Genomic DNA, 1622 nt, shown 5'->3' with positions numbered 1-1622 from the left:
CAACCCACCATCAACCCATCCTCTAATTTAGAGTTATGTGATGATGATAGTAATGATGGTTTTGAGGAGTTTGATTTAAGCGAACAAACACCGATTATTTTGGGTACTCAATCCGCTACAGATTTCACTGTTACGTACCATTTAAGTTTCGCTGATGCAGATTCAGGCGATAATGTATTGCCATTAACATATACCAATACAGAAAACCCACAGCCAATATATGTAAGAGTAGAAAGTTTATTAGACAGTGGTTGTTACAATGCGAGTGCGGCAGCCTTATTTGATTTGGTAGTAAATACCAGAGCGATTGCGAGCCCACCAGAGGATATGGAAGTCTGTGATGATGTGAGTAATGATGGTCAAGCCAGTTTTGATTTAAGCACACAAGAAGCAGCAATATTAGACGGCCAATCAGGCACAATTTTTGATGTATCATTTCATAATAGCCAAGACGATGCCAATAGTAATGTAGGCGCCTTATCAAGTACAAGTACATTAAGTACACAAACGGTTTATGCAAGAGTAGAAGACCCATTACATCCAGATTGTTATGGCACCACAAGTTTTGAAGTGATAGTCAACCCGTTACCAGAGCTATTTACAGTTACCGCGTTACAAGTCTGTGACGATGATACGGATGAGTTTGTTGGTTTTCCATTAAGTGATAAAGAGCCAGATTTTGTAAACGGACAAGCAGACGTAGTGGTGTCTTTTCATGAAACACCAGCAGATGCGATGGCAGGAGTAGGCGCATTATCAGATGGTTATGTAAATACCAATCCCGTAAATCAAACGATTCATGTACGCTTAGAAAACACGATTACGAACTGTTATAATATCAACACCTTAGATTTAGAAGTTTTAGCCAATCCACTAGCAAATGGAACGACACCATTAGAAGTCTGTGATGATGATGCTGATGGATTTGCAGAATTTGATTTAAGTTTAAAAGATGCAGAAGTAATAGGGACACAAACCGATATGAGCGTTACTTATTACTTAAATGAAACTAATGCGCTAGGAGGCAATAGCCCATTACCAATAAGTTATACCAACGAGACGGCCTACGCCCAAGAGATTTATGCACGTATAGCTAATAACCTAACCGGTTGTTCTGCAATCACGACATTACAATTAATCGTTAATCCAAAGCCAACGACTATAGCCGTTACAGCGTATGAATTATGTGATGACAACAATCCAGGCGATGAAGAAGAGGTCTTTGATTTAAACACCAAGACAGCAGAGATTTTAGATGGTCAGGTTAATGTAGATGTTAGCTATTATGCAAGTCCAGCAGATGCAGAAGCAGAAGTTAACGCTATTACATCAGCTTATACTAATTTAAGTAATCCACAACCCATTATAGCTGTATTAACCAATACACTCACGGGTTGTAGTTCAACAGTAGGTTTTGATTTAATAGTTAATCCATTACCAATTTTAGTAGTACCAACAGCTTTAGAAGTATGTGATGATGGTACACCAGATGGCATAACAGAGATGGATTTAAGTCTAAAGAATGGTGAGATTACCAATTATAATCCAGCCTATTCCGTTAGCTATTACGAAACCGCAGCAGAAGCAATTTCGGAGAGTAATCCATTACCAGTGCTTTACAC

At 38.7% G+C, this 1622-nt stretch carries 1 pseudogene; it reads left to right on the top strand.

The window, feature by feature from the left end:
- Window positions 1-1622 (top strand): annotated as a pseudogene (locus tag HNV10_RS17065) (hypothetical protein); the annotation flags it as partial.

It is taken from the genome of Winogradskyella litoriviva (assembly GCF_013249065.1).
GTDB lineage: Bacteria > Bacteroidota > Bacteroidia > Flavobacteriales > Flavobacteriaceae > Winogradskyella > Winogradskyella litoriviva.
Note: the sequence above shows the minus strand (reverse complement) of the source record. Positions and strands in the feature narration are given on the sequence as shown.